At 70.1% G+C, this 18078-nt stretch carries 18 protein-coding genes and 1 pseudogene; all 19 read right to left on the bottom strand.

The genetic code is table 11. The features are described from left to right. Positions 1 to 42: 42 nt before the first annotated feature. On the bottom strand, positions 43 to 282 hold the full coding sequence (locus tag IEW13_RS09400) for a hypothetical protein (protein WP_188550677.1): 240 nt from the start codon (positions 280 to 282) through the stop codon (positions 43 to 45). After that, positions 279 to 872, bottom strand: coding sequence for a hypothetical protein (locus IEW13_RS09395; RefSeq protein ID WP_188550676.1), 594 nt, complete (start codon positions 870 to 872; stop codon positions 279 to 281). The genes IEW13_RS09400 and IEW13_RS09395 overlap by 4 nt, the downstream gene beginning before the upstream one ends. A gap of 19 nt (positions 873 to 891) precedes the next feature. Beyond that, entirely contained in the window at positions 892 to 1338 is a 447-nt protein-coding gene (locus IEW13_RS09390; protein WP_188550675.1) for a single-stranded DNA-binding protein, read from the bottom strand. Between the two features lie 83 nt (positions 1339 to 1421). Beyond that, complete coding sequence (locus IEW13_RS09385) at positions 1422 to 3173, bottom strand: type IV secretory system conjugative DNA transfer family protein (RefSeq protein WP_188550674.1); 1752 nt, start codon at positions 3171 to 3173, stop codon at positions 1422 to 1424. 23 nt (positions 3174 to 3196) lie between these two features. Further along, a complete protein-coding gene (locus IEW13_RS09380) occupies positions 3197 to 3760 on the bottom strand; it encodes a hypothetical protein (RefSeq protein ID WP_188550673.1) in 564 nt (187 codons plus the stop codon). Then, positions 3760 to 5262, bottom strand: a complete 1503-nt coding sequence (locus IEW13_RS09375) for a putative type IV secretion/conjugal transfer ATPase (RefSeq protein ID WP_188550672.1) — start codon at positions 5260 to 5262, stop codon at positions 3760 to 3762. The genes IEW13_RS09380 and IEW13_RS09375 overlap by 1 nt, the downstream gene beginning before the upstream one ends. Continuing rightward, the gene (locus IEW13_RS17815; RefSeq protein WP_370658517.1) at positions 5259 to 6467 is read right to left on the bottom strand and encodes a hypothetical protein; all 1209 of its coding nucleotides are present in this window, start codon (positions 6465 to 6467) and stop codon (positions 5259 to 5261) included. Before IEW13_RS17815 ends, IEW13_RS09375 begins: the two co-directional genes overlap by 4 nt. Before the next feature lie 98 nt (positions 6468 to 6565). Further along, entirely contained in the window at positions 6566 to 8035 is a 1470-nt protein-coding gene (locus tag IEW13_RS09365) for an SCO6880 family protein (protein WP_188550671.1), read from the bottom strand. A 7-nt stretch (positions 8036 to 8042) separates the two neighbouring features. Next, complete coding sequence (locus tag IEW13_RS09360; RefSeq protein WP_188550670.1) at positions 8043 to 9455, bottom strand: conjugal transfer protein TrbL; 1413 nt, start codon at positions 9453 to 9455, stop codon at positions 8043 to 8045. A gap of 41 nt (positions 9456 to 9496) precedes the next feature. Then, positions 9497 to 9781 (bottom strand): DUF6112 family protein, encoded by a 285-nt coding sequence (locus IEW13_RS09355; protein WP_370658518.1) that lies wholly within the window; start codon positions 9779 to 9781, stop codon positions 9497 to 9499. A gap of 162 nt (positions 9782 to 9943) precedes the next feature. After that, positions 9944 to 10210: a DUF6112 family protein gene (locus IEW13_RS09350; RefSeq protein WP_188550668.1), complete on the bottom strand. Its 267-nt coding sequence runs from the start codon at positions 10208 to 10210 to the stop codon at positions 9944 to 9946. Positions 10211 to 10216: 6 nt separating this feature from the next. Further along, positions 10217 to 11880 (bottom strand): annotated as a pseudogene (locus IEW13_RS09345) (M23 family metallopeptidase). Positions 11881 to 11894: 14 nt separating this feature from the next. Then, positions 11895 to 12584: a hypothetical protein gene (locus tag IEW13_RS09340; protein WP_188550667.1), complete on the bottom strand. Its 690-nt coding sequence runs from the start codon at positions 12582 to 12584 to the stop codon at positions 11895 to 11897. A gap of 50 nt (positions 12585 to 12634) precedes the next feature. Continuing rightward, a complete protein-coding gene (locus IEW13_RS09335) occupies positions 12635 to 13645 on the bottom strand; it encodes a ParB N-terminal domain-containing protein (protein ID WP_188550666.1) in 1011 nt (336 codons plus the stop codon). Next, positions 13642 to 14571 (bottom strand): hypothetical protein, encoded by a 930-nt coding sequence (locus IEW13_RS09330; RefSeq protein WP_188550665.1) that lies wholly within the window; start codon positions 14569 to 14571, stop codon positions 13642 to 13644. The genes IEW13_RS09335 and IEW13_RS09330 overlap by 4 nt, the downstream gene beginning before the upstream one ends. A gap of 89 nt (positions 14572 to 14660) precedes the next feature. Then, positions 14661 to 15110 (bottom strand): hypothetical protein, encoded by a 450-nt coding sequence (locus IEW13_RS09325; RefSeq protein ID WP_188550664.1) that lies wholly within the window; start codon positions 15108 to 15110, stop codon positions 14661 to 14663. Next, positions 15107 to 15886, bottom strand: a complete 780-nt coding sequence (locus tag IEW13_RS09320) for a DUF2637 domain-containing protein (RefSeq protein WP_188550663.1) — start codon at positions 15884 to 15886, stop codon at positions 15107 to 15109. Before IEW13_RS09320 ends, IEW13_RS09325 begins: the two co-directional genes overlap by 4 nt. Next, positions 15886 to 16854 carry a bifunctional DNA primase/polymerase gene (locus tag IEW13_RS09315; RefSeq protein WP_188550662.1) on the bottom strand — a complete coding sequence of 323 codons (969 nt, stop codon included), beginning with the start codon at positions 16852 to 16854 and terminating at the stop codon, positions 15886 to 15888. The genes IEW13_RS09320 and IEW13_RS09315 overlap by 1 nt, the downstream gene beginning before the upstream one ends. After that, the gene (locus tag IEW13_RS09310; RefSeq protein ID WP_188550741.1) at positions 16854 to 17969 is read right to left on the bottom strand and encodes an ArdC-like ssDNA-binding domain-containing protein; all 1116 of its coding nucleotides are present in this window, start codon (positions 17967 to 17969) and stop codon (positions 16854 to 16856) included. The genes IEW13_RS09315 and IEW13_RS09310 overlap by 1 nt, the downstream gene beginning before the upstream one ends. Positions 17970 to 18078 lie beyond the last annotated feature (109 nt).

Genomic DNA, 18078 nt, shown 5'->3' with positions numbered 1-18078 from the left:
GCCAAACAGGACTGCGCACCACGGGCTGAACCACGCGCGGGTTCAGCCGTTGGCTTCTTGCGTGCTCGATTCTACCTCGTCGCCTCCGACAGGCCCGGTACTGTCCGGCTCGGGCCATGGTGCGGGGCGTTGGGCATCTTGGGTGCGGGCGCGGGCCACGCCGATGAACAGTTGGACCAGCTTGTGCAGGTCCGGGCTCTGCCGTGGTTCGGCCTCGATGCGGTAGTCGCGCATCCGCTCCGGCAGGCGCTCGTCTCGTGCGGGCCGATGTGGGCGGGTCATGAGACTTCTCCGGTGGGTTCATCGAGGGTGCGGAAGAACGCCTCCTCGGCTTCGCGGCGGGCTTGGACCTGCTCGAAGACGAACTGTACGAAGTCCTCACCCCGGTCGGCGATCACGGTCTCCTCCACCGGCGGTGCGGGGTCCTCGCCAGGCCAGACGGTCTGGCGGGTGGTCCGGTCCCGGTCGAGGCGGGTGCCGGAAGCACTTACCCATTCGCGGAGCCGATTGCGGGTGTCGGCGAAGTCGCGGTGCCAGCCGTTGGGTGCGGACCCGTTCTGTTCGGGGTCGTAGGCGCACAGCCAGTGCAGGTGCAGCGCGGATAGTTCCCAGAGGAGTTCGGGGTGGCGGTGCCAGAACGGCGGCACCACCGACGCGGGGAGCCCGTAGGTGCGGCGCAGCCAGGCGACCCAGTCATTGAGCGCCAGCCACTCGGCTTCCAGGTCATCGGCGCTCAGCAGGTTCCAGTTCACCGGGTGCGGTGGCTCAGCCACATTACCGGCTGGGTCGTCGGTGTCGGGCTCGTCGTCCAGATAGTCCGGCTCGTCGCCTGGGTGGTCGGGTTCGTCTGGTTCGGGAGTGTGCTTGCTCATCGTCGATAGCCCCTGTCGGTCACATACTCACGGCCGGCGCCGACTGGGTGGCCGGTCGACGCTCGGGTGCGGTGAACGCGGCGGAGTCGCGTTCGGGTGCGGTGCGGCGGGGTGTGCGGTCGACGTCGTAGCGGGTGCGGGCCATGTCATGGCCGAGGCGGCGGGCGACGAACTCCTCGCCTTCGATGTTCTGCCCGTCGCGCTGGTAGGTGTGCTCGCGGACGTACCCCTCGGCGACGAACTTGTCACCCTTGGCCAGACGTTCGTGGCCCTGCTCGGCGGCGGCCTTGAACGCGACCAGGTTGTGGAAGGTGGTCTCGGTCTGGGTGAACGACCCGTCGTCCTCTTGCCGGTAGTGCTCCTTGCCGACCTTCATGAACAGGCGGGCATCACCGCTCTCGGTGTGGCTGAGCTGCGGGTCGGACGCCACGAACCCCGAGAACGACTGCTGGGTGCGGATAGCCATCTGACTCTCCTCCTGACACATCACGCGACCCCACGTGCAGGACCGCTCGTGTCAGACAGGTGCACCCACGCGACCAGACGTGGTCAGGAGCCAGGGCGGCGCAACAGCGCTTCGATCTCGGCCCGGTCACCCTTGAGCTGGGCGGCATCAGACCGCGAGGGCCAAGGACGCAGATCGGTCACGATCGGCGATGCGGCACGCAGCAGGGTCACCCCGGTGCCGAACGGCAGGGTCCTGATCCGGTCCGGCGGGAGTATCGGCACCCGGCGCACCGAGCGCTGATTGGAGCGGGTGCCGTGATCGCCCAGGGTCACCGAGTCGGTGTATTCGTCGCGTTCGCCGATGAGGGTGGAGAGGTCTTGGAGGTCGCGGGAGTTGGAGGCACCGCCGAGGATGACCTTCACGATGGAGGCGTCCCAGATGGCTCCGGCGGCGTTGTCGGACCACTTCTCCCGCGCCTGGGCCAACGACTGCAACACCGGCAGGGTCGTTATCCCCGTGCCACCGCCCTCGGCCATCAGCGTCGGCAGGGAGGGCAACGGGGCGAGGTTGCCGATCTCATCGAGTGCCAGCAGCAGCGGCGGGTCGAGGCGTGCGCCGGGTGAGCGTGCGGCGATCCGGCGGGCGGTCTCGATGAGGTCTTCGACGAACGCCGCCACCAGAGCGGCCGAGGCGCCGGCTCCGGCGCCGGTGGCGAGCAGATAGAGGGTGCCGCGGTCTTGGATGAAAGTCTCGGGGTCGAAGCCCTCACCCGGCCCCGGTGAGACCGCATCCAGCACGCGAGGATCGGCCAGGGCTCCGAGGGCCAGCGCCACGCCTTGCCAGATGGAGTCCCTGGTCTTGGGGTCTGAGTCGATCATCGCCCCGAGCGAGTCCGCCCACCCGGTCGCGGCCTGGGTGGTGTTGGTGAGGATGGCGACGGCCTCGGCGGCGGCGGTCGGGTCGAGAGTCCAGCGGAACAGCTCCGCGGGTGGGCGGTGGTCGAGGGCGGCGGCGTGCAGGAGGGCTTGGAGGGCGGTGCGGGTCTTGCCTTCCCAGAACCCGCCGGATTCCACCCCGCCGGCGGAGAGTCCGGTGGCGGAGGCGAGTCCGGTGGCGCGGATCATCGCGGTCAGGGGGTCGTGGCAGCCGCGGATCGGTGACCACCGCATCCCGGCGGGGATGCCTTCTGCGAGGTGCTGGGGGTCGAACACCGCCACCGGCCGACCGTCTCGTTGGCGGGCGCGGAGGGTGGCGGTGAGGTTGTCCGGCCGCGTCGAAGTGGTGACGACAGCGCCGGGCGCGTCCAGGATGGCGTTGATGACCACATGCAGGCCCTTACCCGAGCGGGGTGGGCCGATCAGCAGGATCGAGTCCTCCACCGAAGCCCACACCTGCCTGCCGCGCGAACGACCCAACAGGTAGCCCACATCGGACGGTGCGGCCTCGTCGAGCGAGGGACGCAACGTCGCGGCGCGGCGTAGCAATGCCTTCGAAGACGCGGTCTGAGTGACCTCATGTGCCGTGGCGGTGCCGGCCAGGCGACGCGGGTCGGTCTCGACCTTGCGCGAGTGGCGACGCAGCCGTACCCACACCCACATCCCCGCCGCAGCGAGCACGCCGAGCAGGACGGCGGTAGTGATCCAGTACGCAGCCGGGTTCAGACCATCCGCATCCAGCGCCGTCGCGGGGTCGGCGGGATTGAACAGCACTCTGAGCCCGGATGCAGGGCCGGAGGCGGGTTGGGGTGTGCCGGTGAGGAGCGCGGCCGCTGATCCTGCGGCGCGCAGGACGAGCGCGAAGCCGAAGGCACCGATCAGGGTGACGATGGCGGCATTGGTCAGCTCATCGCCCATGCTCCCAGTCTGCCGCTGCCCGGTCACCGTGAGAACCGCCGGATGTGCAGGGTGCCTGAGACCCGTCCCAGCAGCACGACCTCACCGGCGCCGCCGGCCAGGACAGGCGCGAGCCGGTCGGTGTCGATCAGGGCGCGGGCGTGGCCGGTGCCGGTGGCGTCGGTGTGAGCGACGACGACGGCGACCGCGATGTCCTCACCGGGCACGAACCCCTCACCGGTGACCTCCACCAGCTCCGGCCCCTGCTTGGTCTTGGTGTGCTTGTCACGCTGTTCCTGCGGCTTGGTCTCCGCGGGTTCTGCCGGTGTGGGCTTGCGGGCGCGGATGAGGTCGGTGAACACGGACCCGTCGACCTCGCGGACCTCGATCCGCACCGCGATGGTCCGGTCCGCAGTGATCGCGTCCATCAGCTCACCGAAGGTGCTGCGCGTCCACGCGGCGCCCTGTTGTGGTGGCGGGAACGGTGTGCCGTCGACGGTGACGTCCAGGGCACCGTTTTCGGCGACTGTGACGATGACGTGTGGCAGCAGCACCGGGGTCTCTGCCCGGTCCTGCCCGGTGGTGCGGCGTGGCTTCTTCGATGCCATCAGATGACCCCCTGGGTGAGGCGGGAGCTGGTGTCGAACAGTCCCAGCTCGGCGGGGTGAAGCTGGTGCTGGGTCACGAAGGAGCGATCCTTGATCCGCCACAACCCCTGCCCGACCCCCAGCGAGGGGAGCAGCTTCTGTTCGGTGCCGGTCAGTCCGAGGGCGGTGGCGGTAGGTCCGAGCTGGTCGGATTCCTGCCGGTACACGATCCTCGTCTCGGCGTTCGCCAGCAGGCTGTTGGCGAGGGAGCGCATGGCTGAGCCGTGGTCGCCGACGTTGTCGAGGTCGGAGAGCTTGTGGAAGATCAGCATGTTCGCGATCCCGTAATGACGAGCGAGCCGCCAGTGCGCGTCCATGCGCTTCAACAGCGCCGGGTGGGACATGAGACGCCAGGCCTCGTCGTAGATCACCCACCGCTGCCCACCGGCCGGGTCCAGCAGTGCGGACTCCATCCACGCGCTGGAGCACGTCATCAGCACCGAGATGAGGGTGGAGTTCTCCGTCACCCGCGACAGGTCGAGGCTGATCATCGGCAGCGACGCGTCGAACGCAACAGTGCTCGGTCCGTCGAAGAGCCCTTGAAGGTCACCAGCGACGAGCCTGCGTAGGGCGTGGCCGACGAGCCGGCCATCCTCGGCCAATCGACTGTCGGCGTCTGCCTCTGAGGTGCTGGGGTTGAGGATGTGGTCGACGACCATCGGCAGGATCGGCACGTCGTTCTCCCGCACCGTGGCTGTCAACGCGAGGTCGATGGCGGTGTGCTCCAACGGCGTCAACCCGCGCGCGAGGACGGTCTCCGCCAGGGCGCCGATGAGGTCCCGGCGGCGGGAGGCCACGGTCGTCTTCCACTGCTCATCACTGAGCCCGCCGGGGCGGTGGCCCTCGTCGAGAGGGTTGAGCCGAGTGTTCAGGCCGTGGCCGAGGACGATCGCCCGGCCTCCGACCGCGTTCGCGACCGCGGTGTGTTCGCCTTTGGGGTCGCCGGGGACGTAGACGCGGCGCCCGAACGGCAGGGACCGGGTGTAGAGGGACTTGGCGAGACTCGACTTGCCGGAGCCGACGATCCCGGCCAACACGACGTTGGGTGCGGTGATGATGCCACGGGCGTACAAGACCCAGGGGTCGTAGACGAAGCTGCCGCCGGAGTAGAGGTCTTGGCCCACGAACACCCCGTCGGAGCCCAGCCCGCCTTCGGCGACGAACGGATACGCCCCCGCCAACGTCGCCGAGGTGTCCTGGTGGCGCGGGAGCCGGAACCGACCCGGTGACCTGAGCGCAGCCGGGCCGGGTTCGCCAGCGGCGGGTAGGTAGCGGGTGGCGCGGCGTTCGGCGCGCTCAGCCTCGGCCTTCGCGCGCGCGGCGGCTTTCTCGGCGGCATGCTGCTCGGTCAGGAGTTTGGCGGCTGCCTTCCGGCGTTGCCTGCGCAGGCGGCGGCGCTCGGCGGCGGGGGCGACGAGGACCGAGGTGTGCAGCCGCTCCCGCTCGTCTCCCTCGCCGGTCATAGTGACAGCCCCCGTCCCGAACCGGCCGAATTGCCAGAGGGGGTGGCGTACCAGTCGCGGTCCGCGCCGAGGGCGGCGCGCCGGGCAGCCGACGTCTCCCGAGCCGGTGCGGGGTCCCGGTGTGGCTGCTCGGCCTCGTGCACCGAAGCGTCTGATGGTGTGTCGAACTCGCGGTACAGGCCAACATGCCCGAGCGCGTGGTTGTAGGTCAGCGCGTACCCGCCGTCCTGGACGGTCCGGTCGGTGCTGCCGGTGGGCGGTTGGTCGTCGTAGACGTACCCGTTCTCCAAGGCCGCCTGGGTGGTCTCCTCGCCATAGTCGTACCCGCTCAGGCGTCCGATGGCAGCCTCGGCGCCGTCGCTGTCGATCAGATCGAGCACCGCATCGGTCTCCTCCCCCTGGAGGAAGGCCACGTTCAGCCACCGCCGCCCCACCCGCGCCGGTCCGGCGACGCGCTCGGTGGAGCCGTGCTCGCTCAGCTCGGCCAGGGCGTCGGCGTTGGTGCGGGCGGCCTCGGCCACCCACGCCGGGAACAGGCCCTCGTGATCAGGGCTGCTGCCGGGATGATCGATCGCGTACTGGCGAGCCTCACCCGCGGCGCTCAGGAAGGTCACGAGGTCGCGGATGGCGCGGTCGGGGTCGACGGGAGTGCCGGCGCCGGTGAACAGGTCCCGGCCCTCCACCGCTTCGCCGGTGGTGGTGTCGGTGATCCGGTAGGCGTAGCGCTGATGCTCACCCACCGGCGCATCGGTCCACACCGCCAACGTGAGCGAACCGGCCTGCACGGTCGTGGTGGCGGGGTCGCCGCCGAGGCGTGCCACCAGTCGTTCCCGGGCGGCGTCTCGGTCGACGACCGGTTCGGGGTGCCAGGCGATCCTCCCGGAGTGCGAGAACGCCGCGTCGAGCCGGTCATAGGCCTGATCCAGCAGCGTGCCGGCCTGGTGCAGCTCATCGGCCGCGGCCAGCGCGGACGCCGCGCCCGCGGTGGGGTCGCCGTCATCGTCGAACGCCCGATCCCGCGCACCCAGGTGGGTGCTGGCGAGCTGGTCGAGCACCTGGAGCAGCGACCGAACCCCCGCCACGAGGTCACCGAACACCCGGTACGTGTCCGCCGGATCATCGAACACGCGGGAAGCGTGGGCCAGGCCCCGCAGGGCCTCGGAGGCCTCGGCCGCATCGGCGAGCGGATCGTGGAACGTGGGCATCACAGCCTCCAAGACGATGGGCGAACAGAGAGGGGCGAACCCGGTAGTTCGGGCTCACCCCTCAGGTGCACACCGGCACCCACCCCCGGCTGGTCAGCTCAGACGCGGCGGCACAACGGCAGTGCGGCGGCGGTGAACGCCGCGGCCTGCTGGCCCACCAGTAACCGGGTCTCGCACGAGGCCTGAATGGCGGCCTGCTCGATCGCCGCCACCCCCGCTTCGAGCTCTTCCACTGTCGGGGCGGAGACAGAGATGAGGCCGGTGTATCTGAGGACGCCGTGGCCGGCGGTGAGGTCGGCTTCCTGCTGGAGCACGTCTTGGTATTCGGCGGTGTGGGCGGCGTCTTCGATCTGCCCGATCTTTGCCCGCTGAGCTTGGTCGGAGATGTGCTCGACCCTCTTCTTGCGGATGTCGCGTGCGGCTTGGTCGGAGCGCATTGGGGTGCAGATCAGCGAGAACGACCGCTGGATGCCGGTCGACAAGAGCACCGGGGACAAGAACCCCGGATACACCATCGAGCGGGGCCACTCCGAGACCCACAGCACGGCGTGGTGGGCGGAGTCGGTGCGGATGCGGGTCCAGGACTCGTTGACCGCGACCGGCCCGGCGGTGGCGAGGGATTGGCCGAGTTCGCCGTGGCGTTCCAAGGTGGCGGCGATCGCCGGGTCATACGCCGAGCGCAGGATCACCGCGATCTCGCCCGGTGACAGCCATCCCGAAGGTGTCAGGTCGGCGGACCGGAGCGCGGCCACGAGGGTGGACATCTCTTGGCACAGGACGGCGGCGGCGCCGCGGATGCCGCCGCCGGCGGTTCTGATCTGCCGGGCGGAGGACTTCATGTCCAGCGACAAGCTCAGGGTGGTGGCGTGGCGTTCGCCGGCTGGTCCGGCGCGGTCGATCAGCTCGGCGTAGGTGGTCGCGGCCCAGGTGTCGTCGGCGGTGCCGTGGGCGGCCCACCACTCGGCCAGTCCGGTGCCGGAGTCCGGCAGCGTCCGCTCTAGCACCTGCAACGTGGCGATGCGTCCGGAGCGGCAGACTGTGGCCAGGACGCGGCCCCAGGAGGTGACTCGTCGTTCCTGCTCGCCGGGGTCGAGGAGTACGAATGCCGGATGGGACACTTCGCAGACCACGGTGAGGGTCTGGGCGTGGGGGTCGTGGATCATCCCGGCCTCTGTTTCGGGGTCGGTGTACTCGCGCAGCCTGGCCATGTCACCGGGCAGCGCCAGCGCCCCGGCCGGGCGTGGGGTGACGACCCGACGGCGGTACAGGAGTTGTCCGCCGGTCGAACGCCAGAGCCACCAGAACGCGACCGGCAGCCACTCCACCGCGGGCCGGCCGGCAATCGGTATCCACGTCAGCGCGGCGGCGATCGCCCAGACCGGGGCGGTGTAGGCGAGCAGGATGCCGCCACCGGCATACAGGGCCCCGACCAAGGAGAGGATGCCGGTGGCGAGGGTGATGAGCTGAGACAGCGAGAGGCCCAGGAGGATGCCACGGCGGGTGAGCCGGGAGAACTTCACCGGCACCAACTCCGCCGACGTGGCGGGCTCGGTCTGCTTCGTGGGCATTGCGGATTCACTCCTTCCCTGTCGGCTTTGGTGCCGGCGGTGGGGGCTGCTTCGGCGGACGCGCCTCCGTCCCCGACGCCCCACCAGTGGGCGCCTTGGGCTGAGGCGTCGACGACGGGGGTGCCTGCGCGGACGGCGGGGTGCTGCCGGTCTGCCCGGCGGAGTCGGCCGCGGTCTCGCCCTGGTTGCCCAGGGCCTTGCCGGCCTTGGGTCCGGCGGTCGCGGCGTCCTTGGCGACCTTCGCCGCCACCACGGCCGCTGCTGCGGGCCCCGCCGCTGCAGCCCCAGCCCCAGCACCTGCACCGCTGCTCGCGGCCGCCTTCCCGCCACCGGCCCCGGCCGAGCCAGCGGTGCCGCTGGATGCTTGCGGCTTCGGGTTCTTCGGCTCCGGGGGCTTCTTTCCACCCCCACCGCCGCTCCCGCCTCCACCGGACTTGTCGTCACCGCCGTCGAGCACCTTCTTCGGCTCGTTCCCGTTGCCGCCGGGCTTGGAGGGGGTGGGGACGGGGCGGTTGAGGGCGTTCTTGGCGTCCTGCTCCGATCCGATGGCGTGGTACATGTCGAACCCGACGAAGTTCAGGAACTTGTAGGTCATGTAGGGGGCGAAGGCGGCCATCGCCATAAGCACGATCCCGGCGATCGGGTCCGCCACGGAGGCCAGGTCGCCGTCGATCGGTGCCGACACCTGGGTGATGGCAACGAGGAACATCACGACCAGGACGAGTTTGGAGACGATCAGGGCGATGACGAACATCGCCCACTTGCTGATCCACCCCTTCGTCGCATCCCAGGAGGCGCCGGAGAACGCCAGCGGGGCGAGCACGATCGCGACCAGCAGCAGCGCCTTCCTGACCAAGAGACTGAGCCAGACGATGGTGGCGGCCGATATCGCCAGCCCGGCGAGGAAGATGGTGATGATCGCGCCGACCCCTGGTGCGGCGATGTTGATCCCCACCAGCCCTGCGGCGAGCAGGGTGATCTTGTCGCCCATCGACTCGGTGGTCTCGCCGGCGGCTTGGATGATCCCGATGCAGAGCTGATCGACGATCTCCAACAGCAACGCGGTCAGGGTGATGACCACGAACGACCCCAGCACAGACTTGGCGAGGCCGAGGGCTGCACGACTGAGCGCGGTGGGGTCGCGGCGGATCAGTCCGGTGATGAGTTGGAGGCAGAAGAACAGCAGCATCACGAACACCGCGATGCCGAACAGGATGTTGTAGACCGCCACATACTCCGGCGACGTGACGTCGACCAGGGTCGTCGTGTCGAACACCGACCACACGGCCTCGAACAACCAGCCGGCGGCGGCGCCCATCGCGCCGGCGAGCCAGTCGAACGGAGCGGAGACCAGCGAGGCGGCGGCCTCGCCGGCGGTGTCACAGACAGTTGAGACAAGGGGGATATCGCACACACCCACCGCAGATCACTCCTTCACGAAGCAGAGTCGAGTGGGTGGGGTCAGACCTGCTGGCCGACGTCCCAGAAGAAGTTGATCAGCGTGACGCTGGCGCCGCAGATGACGGCGGCGCCACAGCTCACGAGGACGCCGACCTTCCCCCTGCCCGCCAGGTGCGGGTTGGAGGAGTTGGCGCCGAAGCCCCACACGATCGCCGAAATGATCAGCGCGAGGACGGACAGAATCAGCCCGATGGTCATCACGGCGCCGACGATGGTGCGGAGCTGGCTGATGCCGGGAAGTCCGGAGTCGTTGGGGTTGATGTCGATGTTGGCCGGCAGCACCATCGGCAAGGCGGTGGCGGTGGCGGTGGTTTCGGTGAGCAGGCTCAGGACGGTCATGGCGGGGTGCTCCTTCGGGGCGTCGGCGAAACAGTGGGTCTCGCCGATCAGGTGCACCGCCCGCCCCACACAGTCGGGACCATGAAGGGGTCCGCGAATGGGGTGTGTTCAGAGTTGTTGGCCGAGGTCGATCAGCCAGTTCATCCAGGCCACGCCACCCCCGGCGAGGACTGCTGCGCCCAGGGCGGTCCAGGCGCCGACACGTGCTTTGGTGGCAGCGGCGTGATGGCCGTTCGCGGTCGACAGCGCCCACACGATGATGCAGATGATCAGCATCAGCACCGCGATGATGAGCACGAAGGTGAGCAGGGCACCGATCACCTCACGCAGGTCACCGATCCCACCGAGACCTTCGAAGTTGGGGAACACGTCCATGACGACTCAGCTCCCCGCCCGGACGGTGACATGGAGGTGGTCGGCGTGCGAGCCCGTGATGCTGTCGGGGTCGTGCATGCCGCCGCCGTCGTAGGGACGCCAGCCCTCGGCATCGCGGGCCAGGGACCAGATGAGGCCGTCCCAGATCAGGTACTCCACGCCCAGGGTCTGGGCGTGGTCCTGCATCCAGTTCGTCACCTCCCACCCGAGTTCGCGCTGCTCCGGGGTGGGGTGTTCGCCGATGGCGTTGCCGAACGTCCCGTCACAGGCGCGCCCGAGGGGGTGCTCGGAGACGGTGCCGGGCCGGGGTGAGTAACAGGCCCAGCTCGTGTCGGGGAACGCGGCGATGGTCTGGGTGTAGAGGTGCAGCATCCGCGCGGTGATCTGCCCATCCGAGGTCGGATCGTCGACCAGGCGGTCGGGTTCGCCGTCGAGGGGTCCGGGTCACCGCCGGGTGTGCCGTTGCTGGTGTCGCAGTCGCCGTTGGGCGCTCCGGTTTCGGGTTCGGGGAGGTCGGCGGCGTTGTGGGCATTCAGCCAGGCGGCGGGGTCGGTGTGCTCACCGTTCGTGCCGCCGAGGCGGACCTCGAAATGCAGATGCGGCCCCGTGCTGTTGCCGGAGCTGCCGGTGTCGCCGATGTGCTGACCAGCCGTCACGGTGTCACCGGGGGCGACGTGGATGCCGTGTTCCCACATGTGCGCATACGCCGTGGCCACCGTGTCGCCGTCGATGGTGTGTTCGATGACGATGAGGCCGCCGTAGCCGCCGGAGAACTCCGCCACCGTCACGGTCCCGTCCGCGGCAGCCAGGAGGGGTGTGCCGTCGGGTGCGGCGAAGTCGGTGCCGGTGTGGAAGGAGTCCTCGCCAGTGATCGGATGCACTCGCGGGCCGTACTCGCTGGTGAGCACCCAGGTGCCCTCGGGCATCGGGAACACCACCCGCGACGTGGATGCCGTTGTCGTCTGGGCAGCCGGGACCACAGCATCGCCGGCGGACGCGTCCGTGCCGGACGCTGTGGTGGTGAGGGTGGACAGGATGGTCTCAGCGACCGGCTCGTAGTTGCGATACCGGTCCGGATACGCGCTGACCTCGACGGCTTGGGCGGCCTCGCCCTTGTCCATCTCCTCCCACCCGGGAATGTCCAACAGTCCCCGAGGTGAGGGGTGGTTGGGTCCGGTGGGGCCGCCGAAGAACGCCTGCGCTTGGTAGACGGGGTCCATCAGCTCCGCGACCGTGCCCCAGCCGGACTGCGGCCGCATCTGAAACAAGCCCAGGGAGTCGTGGTCGGAGCCGTCGCCGTCATTGGGATAGTCCGCGGACTCGGGGTAGGCGCTGGTGTTGGACAGCATCCGCAGCGTGGACTCGGTCAGTGCCGCCATGAGCGCGATCACCAGCCCATCGCGGGTGATCCCGTCGATGCTGCTGCCGCTCTCGATGATCGTCGCGGCATGGGTGAGCTGGGTCCGGTTCAGCGTGAACGTCTCACCGTTCGCGGTGGTGACCTCCAGTTCGTCGGGGACGTCCCCGACGGTGACGTTCGAGCCGCCGGGGATGGTGCAGGAGCCGGTGGCCGTCAGGGCGGGGTTCATCACCACCCCGATCCCGATCAGCACCAGCGACGGCGCGAGGAAGACCAGTGCGAGGGCGGCGATGGCGAGCTTCTTCAACACAACGCGTCACCGACCTATCGGAGGGGGTTGTCGAGCTGGGACAGCCGCAGCAGATGACAGGTCTCATAGGTCGGGCCGCAGACCACGAACACCGTGAACGCCACCGCGTGCTCGGAGGTCACCTGCTCGTCGTTCCACAGCCCGGTGCGGTGGCGGGTGCCCTCGATCGTGACCGCGACCGTGCCCTCGCCAAGCTGACCAGGCTGGGCCTGCTCTACCGCGGCCGCCCACGCGTCGGGGACGAACGCGTTGTCGATAGTGATGTGCTGGGCGGTGGCGTACTGCCGCAGCTCCAGCCAGGCATCCCGGCTCGGGAGGTAGGAGGCGATGTCCGAGGCGAGCCCCGCCTGCTCTTGGCCGGTGGGGTCGCCGACATCGAGGACCACGCTGGTGTAGTCCAGGGGCATGAACCCGCTGGCGGTGTCCCACTCGAACAGCACGGTGGCGACGTTGCGGGCGAAGGTCTGCGGATCGTCCGACGCCCGCACCGCCGGCAGCCGCGGCGTGGTCGTGGGCACCGGATCGGACGGCGCGGTGACACTCGGCTCAGGGCTGCCGCCGTCATCGTCCCGGCCCGGGCTGGGTGGTCCGACCAGCAGGCCGTAAACGCCGACACCGGCCAGCACGAGGACGATGACCGCCGCGGTGAGGGCGGCGATGAGTCGGCGGCGGGTACGAGGTTCGGAGAGGTCGGGAGTCTTCATACCCACCAGGTGCACTCCCACCACCAACCGAGGCAGGTCAAGGGTGGCCGTCAGAGGGCGCGCAGATGCACGCGGGCCGGCACCGGCTCATCGTCAGCAGTGTCGCGGTCGCGCAGGGCGCGCAGTTCCTCGGCGAAGCGGCTGGTTCCCTCGACGGTGGTCAGAAACAACTCGATCTGCTCATCGCTCAGCTCAGCGGCGAGATGTTCGACGTCGTAGTGCCTCCACCACCCGTCCAGCTCGCCCCAGGTGAGCACGAATGCCCGCACCGGGTACTGGGCGGGCTCGCCGTCGTCGGTGACCGGTCGGGGCCGGAGCGGGCGCTTACCGGTCTTCGTCTGCTTGGCGCGGGCGAGGGCGTCGGCGGCGAGCTGATGCAGGTCGGTCTCACGTTCGGCCTGCGCGCTCTGGCCGGCGGCGCGGATCGCCTCAAAGATCGGATGCACCGGAGCCCCGGCGTCGATGCGCTCCAGCTCAGCGCTCACCTGTGCCCGGAGCGCGGCGGGCTGGGCAGGGTCTTCGGCGATCTTCTGGAGGTAGCCGATCTTCTCCAACGTCGTGTGCGAGGCACCACCGGGGATCATCGCTGCCGCCTGTTGACGTGCCTCGCCCAACGCTCCTGACGGTCCCGCAAAATTTGCGGGACCGTCAGCGCCGGGTTGATTCTGGGCACTGAACTGGGTCGCTGCCTTCCTGCGGTCGGCGTCCTCGGCCATCAGCGTCTTCAGCTCCCGATACAGAGCGGCCGCCTCGATCTGAGTCAGCGGCTTGTGGAGCACGTTGTCGTCCTGCTCGGCCAGCAGGTGCCCGAGGCGGTCGGAGATGCCCGAGCGGACCCAGACGTTGACCTTGCGCCAGCCGAGCTTCTTGATCGCCGCCAACCGGCGCGCCCCGCACACCAGCACTCCGTCGGGGGTGATGGTGATGGGCTGCAACAGCCCGTCCCGGCCGATCGAGGCGGCGAGTTCGTCGATGTTGCCGAACGCGGTCCGGTGTCGGCGCCCGACCCGGATCGAGTCGACGGTGCGTTCCAGCTCGATGTACCCGGCCGGTGCGGTCACGACCGACCACCACCAGAATCGTCGGGGTCCTCATGGGTGCCGGGTGCGGCCAGGGAGATGGTCAGGATGAGGTCGTCATCGCGCAGCAGCACCGGCAGGGTCTCGCCGATCAGCAGCCGCAACAGCACACCCCGCCCCGCGGTCGTAGCGGCGTAGGCGGGGTGCGGGTTGCCCAACAAGGCGCGCAGCAGCGCCGTCCACGAGGAACGCGGTACGTCCAGCAGTGCGCGGGCGTGCTTGTCCCGCCGCAACGCCTCGTAGGCGGCTTGGCGGGTGCCGGTCTTGGTCAACGCGACGCAGACATGCTCGACCCCGGCCCGGGCGGTCGCCGGGTCCCAGCCCAGCAGCGTGAACAGCGCGATGGCGTCCTCGGCCGCCGACCCAGCGGACATGCACGCCCGATCCGAACCGCGCCCACCATCATCGGAGCCCGCCCCGCCAGCGTCCGTCTCCGCGTCGCCGGTGGCGTGGTAGTGGGGGTCGGTGATCTGGAAGGCCGGGTGATAGTCCATCAACGCGTTCTCCCGGTCGGAGAACCGCTCCGGATCGTGGAACGCCGAGACGTGCGGACGACGAGCCTGATGCACCGAGCAGAGCAGGCCTTGGGCGCGTTCTTCGAAGATGCAGGTGATCCGCACCGCGTGCGTGATCACCGCCCAGGGGTCGCGTGCTTCGCGGGCGGCGCGGGTGATCATCACCTTGAACGCCGCGCTGGCGGCTTCCCACGGGTCGAGGCCGTGCTTGCGGGCGAGGGGTTCGTACTTGGTCGCGGTGTGGGCCATCAGCTCCGCGGCCGTCGGATCATGGCTCCACGAGCCTGGCCCGGCGTCGTGGAGCCGGTGCAGCAGGGTGCGGAGCCCGTTGCTGGTGGCGAAGTCCTCCCCGGTTGTGCCGCCGGGAGTGTGTCGGTTGGTGGTCGTGGTCATGGTCTGGCACCTCCTGACAGAGAGGTGCGCGCACGTCCCCACACCACCGGCAGCGTCGGCGACGTTGTGGTGGGGGCGCGCATCTCAGGTCACCCCAGCCCGATCCCCGAACGAGACACCCACGACTGATGCCGACTGCTACGGCCGAACTCCGAAACATCGGGCAGCCGCCGCGCCCGCTCACTGATGGCTTTGCCAGCCTTGCCGAGACCGCGGCCGCTGGCGCGCGTGACGCGGCTGGTGAGCTTGCGGGTGCGGCGGGCGAGTTCGACCTCGAAGTCGATACCCCGCCCCGCCACCGCCGCGGACTGGCGGGCGAGCAGGTCGGTGGGCCGCATCCACTCCACACTCCGCGCCCGCCGCGCGCTATCCGCGATCGTGGCCTTGTCGGGACGGTTGCGTTGGGCGACCTTGGCGGCCTGCACCGCCTCCGGCGTCCCCGCCTTCTCCGGCTCCTCCGGGACCGAGTGGTCCTTGGTCGGCTCGGGTGCGTTCTGCCGGCGCTCATGCTGGTGGCGGGCCTGGTCTGTGGTATTCATGGTGTCTTCGCCTCCTCGACGGTCTGCTTGTCGGGAAGGTGCGCGGACGTGAACCAGCGGCCGACCGTGGACGGGTGCACGCCGAGGTCGCGGGCGATGCGCTTGTTCGACCACCCCTGCTCACGCAGCCTCGCGGCACGCTCACGCCGATCCGAGCTCGTGGCGCCGGCCCGCAGGCGTGAGTTGACCCCCTGCGGTGGCGGTGGCGGGGCAACTGGCGCGCTGTCCCCATCTGCGGCACTCTCCGCCGGGGCTTCGACGGGCACAGGCGACTGCGTCGGATGCTCCACGGGCGCGAGCTGCTCGCGGTCGACTGCGCCCGTGTCGAGTTCAGCGGCTGTTGGGAGTGGTCGGGTGAGGATCACGGTCAGGTGGGTGATCGCCAGCAGCACCACCGGCGGCACCGCCGCCACTGCGGCGGCCAGCACGCCCGGTACGTCGGCGTCGGCGGCGACCACGGCGTGGAGGGCGTTGGCGGTCACCGAGACCGCGGCGCCGCCGATCAGCAGCACCCACGGATACCACGCCGTCTTCTGGCCGGCGAGTGCGACGACGGCGACGGTGGCGACCACGATGATGCCATCCACAATCAGCGGCCACGCCCACGCCTGCCCGGCACCGATCCCGGACCTGGCGGCGAGGTCTGCCAACGCGGTGAAGGACAGCCAGAAGGCGCCGGCGGCGATGAACACCGTCCCGGACACCGCCGTCACCACCGCCCAGCGGCGACCCGCCGCCCTGCTCGCGACCGTGCTGCTCGTGATCGGGGTGGTCATCACAGCCCCCGCACCCTCGACGACCCCGCCGACGGGCGGGTGCTGGTGTTGCGGTCGAACCAGCCGTCCGCGGCCAGCGGCGGCTCACCCCGCGCCGGCGACGACCCATCGTGTGCGCCGCGCCGGGCGGGGGTGGGGTGGACGGTGCGGTAGGCGGAGCGGACCGTGGCGGTGATCTCGCGCTCGGCGAGCCCGGCGTGACCGGCGGCCGCGGTCAGCACATCGAGCGCCTCCGACGCAGGTAGCCCGTTCTCCGCGAGCCGGCACGCCGCCCAGAACAGTCCACGGTTCCGCTCGCCCTCATCACGGGCAGCGACCCACGCTGTCAGCCGCGATACATCGGCACCCCGATCCAGACCCGCGGGCGCGGGGCGCGGTGTGGGGCGGGGGTCGAGGAAGTCCCGCAGCCCTCCCGCATCCAGCGTGCTGCTGGCGGGGCCGGTGTTGATCGTTTCCACTTCGTAGGCGACTGTGGTGCCCTCGATGGAGCGGACCGAGGGCGGGACGACGATGTAGCCACCGTCGCCGCGGAAGTCGATCCCAGCACGTGCCGCCTGCCACGACCGCTGCTCCGTGCCGGGCGTGGCCGGGTAGTAGGCGTGCATCCCGCCCGTGGGAGTGCGCACCAGCAGCTCCCACCCCTCCACCAGCCCGGCACGGGCGGCGCGATCGAAACGGGTCCGCCCATCGACCGGGCCGTGCACGTCGACATCCACCACGACCGCGCCCGAGGCGGCGCCGGTCGGAACCCCGATGTTCGCGCCCGGCGACTGCCGCCACCACGCCTCGATCTGATCCAGGTCCGTGGTGGCGTCGTGGAACCCGTGTCCGGTGGCCGGACGCTTCCCCCACGGTGCGCAGGGGAAGACCGGCACCCCCGCACGGGCGAACTCCCGCGCGGCGGCCGACAGCGGCCACGCCGCGTTCATCCGCAGCAGCACCGAGGAAACGACTCCGTGCTCGATCATCACAGCCCCCGCCCCACGACCGCCGACACCGCGGCGGGTCGCGCGGCCGGCTCAAGCGATGGAGCCGTCCGCCGCGGCGAAGCCGGCTCCGGCACCGGCGATGCCTGCGCGGCTGCGTCGCGGCGGGTCGCGTCTCGGTCCAGACCCGGCGGGGTGCCGTCACCGACCTGCGTCGTGTCGAGCTGGTCCAGGATCGTCAGCGCGGTCTTGCGGACCCGCTCCCCGGTCGCCTTGACCACCTCCACCGGCTCCTTGCCATCAACCCGTGCCGCCCATGTGGAGACGTACGGGATCGTGTAACCGCTGGTGTCCATCCCGTGCGCGGCGCCGACCATCAGCGCGACGGACTCGGCTTCGACCTCCCCGATGCCGCGATGCTGCCGCGCCTCGTCCTGATCGGGGCCGTGGAGGAGGACGTGGCCGAGTTCGTGGGCGAGGGTCTTGACCTGCGCGGCCGGGTCCATGTTCTCCCGCACCGCGACCGTGTTCGCGGTGTAGTCGGTCATGCCGTTGGCGCCGTGGATCATGCCCTCGTGCGGCACTCGCAGCACCGTGAACCCGGCTGCCTCGACCTGCGCCGCCAGCCCGTCCCACAGCCCTGCCGGGGCCTGGCCTTCCAGCAGCTTCGGTGCCGGTGGTTCGGGGATGGGGTCGCCGGCGGTCTGGGAGGCGTCCCACACATAGGCGGGCCGGACGCCGACCATCCGCGTGCGCACGACCTCACCGGCACGAGGCTTCTCGCCCTTGCCCAGGCGCCGCCACGACTCAGCATCCGCCGGGGTGGCGGTGGCGAAACGTCCGGTGACCGGCGCGAGAATCTGATACCCCGACTGGCCCTTCTGCACCTGCCTACCCAGGCCCTGCCACTGCCGATACCCGGCCACATACGACGGGAACGGCTCGGGCACCAGCCCAGCCTCGTAAGCACCTTGGTGCTGCTCCCAGATCAGCAGCGTGTTGGAAAACGATCTTGCCCTGAACCGTGCCGCGAACGCGAGCGCCCGCGCCCAGTCCTCATCGGAGACGAGCTGTTCGACCGCACCGGTCAGACGCTCGTGCAGCTCGTCGAGCTTCGCCTCCCGCGCGGCTTTGGCCTGCTCCCGTGTTGTCGCCATCGTCGTGTCCTCCGATACCCTGAGCACCGGGCCGAACCAGGCCCCGGTGACCACCAGGTGCGCCGGGATCACCAGCAATGACGAGACGGACAACGGATGACGTGACCGT

This window comes from Sediminivirga luteola (assembly GCF_014639315.1).
GTDB classification, from domain to species: domain Bacteria; phylum Actinomycetota; class Actinomycetes; order Actinomycetales; family Brevibacteriaceae; genus Sediminivirga; species Sediminivirga luteola.
The sequence above is the reverse complement of the archived record's forward strand: the minus strand, read 5'-3'. Positions and strand labels throughout refer to the sequence as shown.

What these genes read in the sequence shown, in the direction of transcription:
- IEW13_RS09400 (WP_188550677.1), bottom strand. Translation starts at nt 282, where the DNA reads ATGACCCGCCCACATCGGCCCGCACGAGACGAGCGCCTGCCGGAGCGG.
- IEW13_RS09375 (WP_188550672.1), bottom strand. Translation starts at nt 5,262, where the DNA reads ATGACCGGCGAGGGAGACGAGCGGGAGCGGCTGCACACCTCGGTCCTC.
- IEW13_RS09315 (WP_188550662.1), bottom strand. Translation starts at nt 16,854, where the DNA reads ATGATCGAGCACGGAGTCGTTTCCTCGGTGCTGCTGCGGATGAACGCG.
- IEW13_RS09310 (WP_188550741.1), bottom strand. Translation starts at nt 17,969, where the DNA reads ATGGCGACAACACGGGAGCAGGCCAAAGCCGCGCGGGAGGCGAAGCTC.
- IEW13_RS09340 (WP_188550667.1), bottom strand. Translation starts at nt 12,584, where the DNA reads ATGAAGACTCCCGACCTCTCCGAACCTCGTACCCGCCGCCGACTCATC.
- IEW13_RS17815 (WP_370658517.1), bottom strand. Translation starts at nt 6,467, where the DNA reads ATGCCCACGTTCCACGATCCGCTCGCCGATGCGGCCGAGGCCTCCGAG.
- IEW13_RS09390 (WP_188550675.1), bottom strand. Translation starts at nt 1,338, where the DNA reads ATGGCTATCCGCACCCAGCAGTCGTTCTCGGGGTTCGTGGCGTCCGAC.
- IEW13_RS09330 (WP_188550665.1), bottom strand. Translation starts at nt 14,571, where the DNA reads ATGACCACGACCACCAACCGACACACTCCCGGCGGCACAACCGGGGAG.
- IEW13_RS09365 (WP_188550671.1), bottom strand. Translation starts at nt 8,035, where the DNA reads ATGCCCACGAAGCAGACCGAGCCCGCCACGTCGGCGGAGTTGGTGCCG.
- IEW13_RS09325 (WP_188550664.1), bottom strand. Translation starts at nt 15,110, where the DNA reads ATGAATACCACAGACCAGGCCCGCCACCAGCATGAGCGCCGGCAGAAC.
- IEW13_RS09350 (WP_188550668.1), bottom strand. Translation starts at nt 10,210, where the DNA reads ATGGACGTGTTCCCCAACTTCGAAGGTCTCGGTGGGATCGGTGACCTG.
- IEW13_RS09385 (WP_188550674.1), bottom strand. Translation starts at nt 3,173, where the DNA reads ATGGGCGATGAGCTGACCAATGCCGCCATCGTCACCCTGATCGGTGCC.
- IEW13_RS09380 (WP_188550673.1), bottom strand. Translation starts at nt 3,760, where the DNA reads ATGGCATCGAAGAAGCCACGCCGCACCACCGGGCAGGACCGGGCAGAG.
- IEW13_RS09320 (WP_188550663.1), bottom strand. Translation starts at nt 15,886, where the DNA reads ATGACCACCCCGATCACGAGCAGCACGGTCGCGAGCAGGGCGGCGGGT.
- IEW13_RS09355 (WP_370658518.1), bottom strand. Translation starts at nt 9,781, where the DNA reads ATGGTGCTGCCGGCCAACATCGACATCAACCCCAACGACTCCGGACTT.
- IEW13_RS09395 (WP_188550676.1), bottom strand. Translation starts at nt 872, where the DNA reads ATGAGCAAGCACACTCCCGAACCAGACGAACCCGACCACCCAGGCGAC.